This window comes from Rhodopseudomonas sp., assembly GCF_036404135.1.
Lineage (GTDB): Bacteria > Pseudomonadota > Alphaproteobacteria > Rhizobiales > Xanthobacteraceae > Rhodopseudomonas_A.
In genome coordinates this window covers 95529-102557 of the sequence record NZ_DASWPE010000096.1, presented here as the reverse complement: position 1 = coordinate 102557, position 7029 = coordinate 95529, and the positions used below count along the sequence as shown (strand labels likewise).

The window sequence follows — 7029 nt, the reverse complement described above, 5'->3', positions numbered from 1 at the left end:
GAGCGCGACCTTGCCGGTGTCGGCGTCGATCAGGTCGTTGACGGTCGAATAGCCGCGGAAACGCGACGGATCGAACGGCACGCGCCAGCCGCCTTCCTTGATCTGCTTGTAAATGATCTTCTGGTAGAACGTGGACAGGATCTCTTCGCCGTCCAGGCCCAGCGCATACATCAGCGACGTCACCGGAATCTTGCGGCGACGGTCGATACGCGCGAACACGATGTCCTTGGCGTCGAATTCGATATCGAGCCACGAACCGCGATACGGAATCACGCGGGCAGCGAACAGCAGCTTGCCCGACGAATGGGTCTTGCCCTTGTCGTGATCGAAGAACACGCCCGGCGAACGATGCATCTGCGAAACGATGACGCGCTCGGTGCCGTTGACGACGAAGGTGCCGTTCATGGTCATGAGCGGGATATCGCCCATGTAGACGTCCTGCTCCTTGATGTCCTTGACCGAGCGGGCGCCGGTTTCTTCGTCGATATCGAACACGATGAGGCGCAGCGTCACCTTGAGCGGCGCAGCATAGGTCATGCCGCGCTGGCGGCACTCGTCGACGTCGTATTTCGGCGGTTCGAATTCGTAGCGGACGAATTCCAGCATCGAGGTGTTGGAGAAATCCGAGATCGGAAACACCGAGCGGAACACCGCCTGCAGGCCCTCGTCCAGCCGCCCGCCGACCGGCTCGTCGACCATCAGGAATTGGTCATAAGATGCCTTCTGAACCTCGATGAGGTTCGGCATTTCGGCGACTTCCCGAATGTGACCGAAGAACTTGCGAACCCGTTTGCGACCGGTGAACGTCTGCTGCGCCATCGTGGCCTCTCATTTCGTCGCCCGCCGGGGCGATGCTTCCGAAGCGCGATTGGCATCGCCCCCGGGTTGAATACCGAACGTCTCGAGCGTCCCGCACCATCTCAGGAAACAAATCCCGAGTTCGCGCATTGGATTCCGAGAACGCAAAACGACGTGCGGAGCACCTAACTGCACCCGCCCGTCCAACCATCTCGTTACGGACCGAAAAAGCCCGAAATTGCAAATCTCCCAACGGCTTACGCCAGACCACGTCGTCTTTGCGCCAGACCGTGCTTTCGTGCTGCCGACCCGATATGGGACGACGAATATGGAGATTCGAGGGGCGAACCCCAACAATCCCCACACAATGCTGTGTTCCGATGGAACCCAGCGCGACGGCCGAGAGGCCCGGCCGTCGCAGTGCTAGTTGCGGTTGCCGGGCGCGCGAGGCGCTCCGGCAACGCCGATCCAAGTAAAATGCTTACTTGAGTTCGACCTTGGCGCCGGCCTTTTCGAGCTGGGCCTTGATCTTGTCGGCTTCGTCCTTGTTGATGCCTTCCTTGACCGGCTTCGGAGCGCCTTCGACCAGGTCCTTGGCTTCCTTGAGGCCGAGGCCGGTGATCGCGCGCACTTCCTTGATCACCTCGATCTTCTTCTCGCCGGCGGCGGCGAGAACGACGGTGAACTCGGTCTTCTCTTCGGCAGGGGCGGCGGCGGCAGCGGCCGGACCGGCCACCGCAACGGCGGCAGCGGCGGACACGCCCCACTTTTCTTCGAGCAGCTTGGCGAGCTCGGCGGCTTCGAGAACGGTGAGGCTCGAGAGGTCGTCAACAATCTTCTGTAAGTCAGCCATTGATCTGTTTCCTTAAGCGTATCAGTTCGAACCAGGGTTGATGTGCGAAGGGCGTCAGGCCGCTTCGCTCTTAGAGGCATAGGCCTGAACAACGCGCGCGAGCTTGGCCGCGGGCGCGGTCGAGAGCTGAGCGATCTTTGTAGCCGGCGCGACCAACAGGCCGACCAGCTTCCCGCGCAGTTCATCGAGCGACGGCAGCGCGGCCAGAGCCTTGACGCTGTCGACATTCAGGACGGTGGTGCCCATCGAGCCGCCGAGGATGACGAACTTTTCGTTCGCCTTGGCGAATTCGACGGCCACCTTCGGCGCCGCCACCGGATCGTCGGAAGTTGCGATCACGGTCGGCCCCTTCAGCAGGGAGCCGATGGCAACGACGTCTGTGCCTTCAAGAGCAATTTTGGCGAGCCGGTTCTTCGAGACCTTCACCGAGGCACCCGCCAGCTTCATCTGCGTACGCAGCTTCTGCATCTGGGCAACGGTGAGGCCGGAATAGTGAGCCACGACCGCAACGCTGGTGGTCTTGAACAGACCGTTCAGCGATTCGACCGCCTCTTTTTTTGCCGCTTTTTCCACAGCAAGCTCTCTCCGGTTGGCGACCTTTGCCGAAAGGCAGGGCCGCCGGGTTGCACCCATCGTCCTGCCCGAACCTGACCTCAAGACACGCGGTCTAAAGACACGCCGGGCACGACGAGTTTTGAAAAGCCTGCCCTCCCGAAACGCCGCCGGCAGAGCCGGCAAAGCCTCGGGGTGTCGAGGTTCGAACCTGATCCGTTGCCCGCGGCGAAAGCCGCGCTGGCGAAATCCGGTCTTCACCCGTCTATGCAGGCATTGAATTAAGCCATTGGCGAAACACGAGGTTTCGACGCGGGCGCCTGCAGTCTCGGACAGGATCGGGATCTTTCGGCCTGCCCGCGCGGGCGAACCCGTGCGAAAAGACTTGAGACCCCTGCCCGCATTCTCCAAAGCGTCGGGTTTCCTTTCCTTCGAGATCCCTGCGGATGTCCTGAAGGAATGGCCTCCGTTCGATGTGGGTTTTCAGAATTCGCGCACAGACGTGCCAGCTACGGCCAGCACGTCCGGAAGGAAGTCTTTACCGAGTCTGAACGGGCTTGCCAAGGGGTTTTTGGTTCCCGGCACCGTTTATGCAAGAGCAAAGCCGAGGCCAGCCCCGGAGCACCGCCGGGGGCCCACCGCCAGAGGTGGCTCCGGCGACGCGCGCCGCACTGGTAACATTACCAGCGAATGGTTGTGTGACTTGTCGTTCGCAACCCTTCGTGATCATGCTGGCGCGGCGTCGCTCCGCCTGATTCGCAAGCAACAGGCTGCTTCACGCGCTGACGCCGCCACCTCGATTTCGGGTCAGTCCCTGAACTCGGCACGCTTGTTTTCACGCAGCGCACACGACCTTTGGGGGACGCCTTCCATGAAACGCTTGTTGTCTGTCTTGACGCTGGTTCTGCCAGCGGCCGCCGCCCTGCCGGTATCGGGCGCCGGCGCCGCCGATCTGCCGGCGCTGAAAGCGGTCGCCCCGCTTTACCTGCCGGCCTCGCTGGTGCCGGGCTCCGCCTGGTTCGCGGGCCTCGGCGGAAGCGTCGCGTCGCAGAGCTATGAGAGCCAGAACATTTTCGCCCAGGGCGTCTCCGACATCTTCCTCGGCGGCACCCAGGTGGCGTTCGGAACCGCCGGCGGCCCGACCACGCCGTCGCTCGGCACCCAGACCGCGTTCGCGCCGACCGCGCAGCTCGGCTTCTTCCAGCATTTCGGCGGCAGCAACTGGCTGTGGGGCGCCAAGGTCACCTACAGCTATCTCAACATGCATGGCACCGACGACCGGGTGCGCGACCCTCAGGTCGGCTCGTTCACCAGCGCCAATTCCAACACCTTCACCGGCAATGTGGTGATCGGCTCGTACCAGAGCGGCATCACCCATCAGATCAATTTCATTCCGTTCGTCGGCCATTCGTTCGAGCGCAGCATGCTCTATGCCGGCATCGGGCCGTCGCTGTCGCAGGTCAAATCCAGCCTGAACAACGTGGTCGGCTTCGCCGCCATCAACGGCACCCACGTCAACATCACGGGTCAGCCCAGCAATTTCTCCAGCACGCAATGGGTGCTGGGCGGAGCGGCGACGGTCGGCGGCAGCTACTTTCTCGACCGCGGCTGGTTCGTCGACATGAACTACACCTTCGGCATCACCAAGAACCAGACCAGCAACTTCTCCGCGCCGTTCGCCAGCGCCACCGACGGCTACACCGACACCGGCATCCTCAGCGGCAACTGGTCCGGCCACATCATCACCCAGGCGGTGGCGGTGTCGATCAACAAGGCGTTCTGAGCTGACAAACGCCGTCATTCCGGGGCGCGGGCGGCGCGAGCCGCACGCGAACCCGGAATCTATCGCGCGTTGAAGCTTCGACACCTGTTGCGAAATTCCGGGTTCGCTCGTTCTGCGAACTCGCGCCCCGGAACGACACGTGAGAATCGCTGCGACGACGTCGCCAAGCGCGGTTGGTATGGTCCTCACCCCTTCGGGCAGGCCGCGCCGGCATCCGCCCAGGCCTTGATCAGCTCGCCGAACTGCTTCTGCGTGCCGGGCGCCGGGGTGCGGCCGGCGCCGGGATTCCAACCCCAGCCGACCAGGTCGTCCTCGGCCATGTGATGCACCAAGGCCGCCATGTCCTTGTCGCCGTTGCGGGCGCGGTCCTTGATCTGCACGCAGATCTCGGACAGCGACTTGCCCTGCCAGGCCATTTCAATGGGCGCCACCGCCCATTTCGGATGGCCCGGCACGCCGGCGGCGTCGAAATTGGCCTCGTGGTGACAGGTCGCACAGGCGGTACCACCGACCTCGCCGGTGCCGTGGGGGCCGCGCACCACCAGCGGCTGATGCGGCCGCATCGCGTCACTCTGGGTCGGCCGCTCGCCGGCCGGATGGCAGTTCATGCAGCGCGGTGAACTAATCACCTTGCCGGCCTCCTGAAACAGCGCCGCGGCGCGAAGCTCCTTGTTCTTGATGCCGGCGAAGGCCTTCACCGGCTGCAGCAGCGCGGGATTGCTGGCCGCGTCGTTGGCGGCATCGGCCTCGCCCTGAAACGACGGCGCCGCCACAGCCAAGACCACGGCTGCGACACCGCCTGCGCCCAGCGCCAGCATCGCTTGTCGCAACAACCTCATGCGCTGGCTCCCGGCACGATCGGCAATTGCCGCGGCCGCGGCAGGCCCAGTTTCGCCATCGCATTGGCAACCGCGGGCCCGAGCGGCGGCACACCGGGCTCGCCGACCCCGCTCGGCTTTTCGCCGGAGTTGACGATCACCACTTCGACCTCGGGCATCTCGTTGATCCGCAGCGAGCGATATTTGTCGAAATTGCCGGCCACCGGCGCCCCCGCCTCGAGCGTCTGTTCGGCGTAGAGGATGTGGCCGAGCGCAAAGCCGATGCCGCCCTCCATCTGCGCGCGGATGATGTCGGGATTGACCGCGACGCCGCAATCCACCGCGCACCACACCTTGTGCACCTTCGGGCCTTCCTCGGTCATCGACAGTTCGACCACCTGCGCCACGAAGGTGTTGAAGCTCTCCACCACCGCGACGCCGCGGGCGCGGCCGGGCTCGAGCTTGGCGCCCTTCCAGTCCGCGAGTTCAGCGACCGCTTTGAGCACGCCGGCATGCCGCGGCTTGCTGTCGCCCATCAGCGCCAGCCGGCCCTCCACCGGGTCCTGCCCGGCCGCCTCCAGCAACTCGTCGATGAAAGCTTCCACCGCGTAGCCGGTGTGGGTGTGACCGACCGAGCGCCACCACAACACCGGCACGCCGACCTCGACCTGATGCAGATCGCAGCGGAAATTCGCCACCTCGTAGGGAATCTCGTTGGAGCCCTCATAGGCGGTGGAATCCATGCCGTCCTTGAAGCTCATCGCCTCGAACGGCGTGCCCTTCATGATCGACTGACCGACGATGGTGTCGGTCCAACCCTCGATCTTGCCGTCGCGCACCACACCGCGCATCCGGTGCACGCCGAACGGCCGGTAGTAACCGCCGCGCATGTCGTCCTCGCGGGTCCACACCAGCTTCAGCGGCTTGCCCGGCCCAATCGCCTTGGCAACTTCGGCGAGTTCGATCGCGGCATGCACGGTCTGCTGCGCGCGGCGGCCGAAACTGCCGCCGGCCAACAGCACTTCCAGCCTCACCTTGTCGATGCCGATCCCCAGCACCTTGGCGATGGCGCCATGATCGGGGGTCGGAAACTGGCAGCCATAGCGCGCCAGCGCGGTGTCGCCGTCCCATTTGATGAAGCCGTTGAGCGGCTCCATCGCCGCATGCGCCAGATAGGGAAACACGTATTCGGCCTCGATCAGCCGCCCGCCCTTGGCGAATTCGGCATCGACGTCGCCGTGCTGCTTGACGGTCTTGCCCGGCGTCTTCGCCAACGCGCGAAACTCCGACAAGATCTCGCGGGTGCCGCGGGTCTCCGCCTTGCTGTCGTCCCAGACGATCTTCAAGGCGTCGCGGCCGAGCTTGGCCGGCCAGAAGCCATCGGCATAGACCGCGACGCCGGTCGGCACCTGTTTGACGTCGACCACGCCGGCGACTTGCTTCGCCGCGGTCGCGTCGAACGAACCCACCACGCCGCCGAATTTTGGCGCGCGCGCGATCAGCACGGTGAGCATCTCCGGCTCGTCGAGGTCGAGCGTGAAGATCGCCGAGCCGTTCGACTTCGCGGCGCTGTCGAGCCGCTGCACCGCGCCTTCCTTGCCGATCAGCTTGAAATCGGCCGGATCCTTCAGCTTCGGATCAGCCGGCACCGGCCGCAGCATCGCTTCCTCGGCGAATTCGCCGAACCGGCCCTGCTTGCCGGACGGATGCCTGATCACGCCGTTCGCGACGCTGATCTCGGAGGCCTCGACCCGCCAGCGCTCCGCTGCGGTTTCGACCAGCATCTGCCGCGCCGCGGCGCCGACCTTGCGCATCTGCTCGAAGGAATTGGCGATGCCGCTGGAGCCGCCGGTGCCCTGCACGCCGAACAATAGGTTCTTGTACAGCGCCGGATTGGACGGCGCATGCGCGGCGCGCATCTGCGACCAGTCGGCGTCGAGTTCTTCGGCGACCAGCGTGGCAAAGCCGGTAAACGGCCCCTGCCCGAATTCGATCGCCTTGCACAGCACCGTCACGGTGTCATCCGGCGCGATGATCAGAAAAGTGTTCGGCACGATGTTGACGCTGGGCGGCGCCGGCCGGTTCTGCGCGAATGACGGCGTGCGGCCGGCGATGCTGACGCCGATCACCAGCCCCACGCCGGCTTTCAGCAGCGCGCGGCGCGACAGCGTGGTCGCGGATTTGGCTTGCGTGGTCTGGTCGTGGATCGAGCGGTCATGGATCAT

The 7029-nt window shown here is 64.6% G+C and carries 5 protein-coding genes and 1 pseudogene; 1 reads left to right on the top strand and 5 read right to left on the bottom strand.

The features are described from left to right. The 3 genes and pseudogenes from VGC77_RS11410 to rplJ form a co-directional block, all read right to left on the bottom strand. A pseudogene (locus VGC77_RS11410) lies at window positions 1-819 on the bottom strand (DNA-directed RNA polymerase subunit beta); the annotation flags it as partial. A 460-nt stretch (window positions 820-1279) separates the two neighbouring features. After that, the gene (rplL, locus tag VGC77_RS11405; protein WP_331171678.1) at window positions 1280-1651 is read right to left on the bottom strand and encodes a 50S ribosomal protein L7/L12; all 372 of its coding nucleotides are present in this window, start codon (window positions 1649-1651) and stop codon (window positions 1280-1282) included. 54 nt (window positions 1652-1705) lie between these two features. Further along, complete coding sequence (gene rplJ / locus VGC77_RS11400) at window positions 1706-2224, bottom strand: 50S ribosomal protein L10 (protein ID WP_011473887.1); 519 nt, start codon at window positions 2222-2224, stop codon at window positions 1706-1708. Window positions 2225-3074: 850 nt separating this feature from the next. Between rplJ and VGC77_RS11395 the strand changes: the two genes are divergently transcribed. Then, window positions 3075-3986: a hypothetical protein gene (locus VGC77_RS11395; protein ID WP_331171677.1), complete on the top strand. Its 912-nt coding sequence runs from the start codon at window positions 3075-3077 to the stop codon at window positions 3984-3986. Window positions 3987-4171: 185 nt separating this feature from the next. Here VGC77_RS11395 and VGC77_RS11390 read toward each other — a convergent pair whose 3' ends face one another. Together VGC77_RS11390 and VGC77_RS11385 are read right to left on the bottom strand one after the other, a co-directional pair. Continuing rightward, window positions 4172-4825, bottom strand: a complete 654-nt coding sequence (locus tag VGC77_RS11390) for an Isoquinoline 1-oxidoreductase subunit (RefSeq protein ID WP_331171676.1) — start codon at window positions 4823-4825, stop codon at window positions 4172-4174. After that, window positions 4822-7029, bottom strand: a complete 2208-nt coding sequence (locus VGC77_RS11385; RefSeq protein ID WP_331171675.1) for a xanthine dehydrogenase family protein molybdopterin-binding subunit — start codon at window positions 7027-7029, stop codon at window positions 4822-4824. The genes VGC77_RS11390 and VGC77_RS11385 overlap by 4 nt, the downstream gene beginning before the upstream one ends.

Bases quoted from the DNA above. Each gene is read 5' to 3' on its own strand.
- VGC77_RS11385 (WP_331171675.1), bottom strand. From the start codon at position 7,029: ATGATCCATGACCGCTCGATCCACGACCAGACCACGCAAGCCAAATCC.
- VGC77_RS11390 (WP_331171676.1), bottom strand. From the start codon at position 4,825: ATGAGGTTGTTGCGACAAGCGATGCTGGCGCTGGGCGCAGGCGGTGTC.
- rplL (WP_331171678.1), bottom strand. From the start codon at position 1,651: ATGGCTGACTTACAGAAGATTGTTGACGACCTCTCGAGCCTCACCGTT.
- VGC77_RS11395 (WP_331171677.1), top strand. From the start codon at position 3,075: ATGAAACGCTTGTTGTCTGTCTTGACGCTGGTTCTGCCAGCGGCCGCC.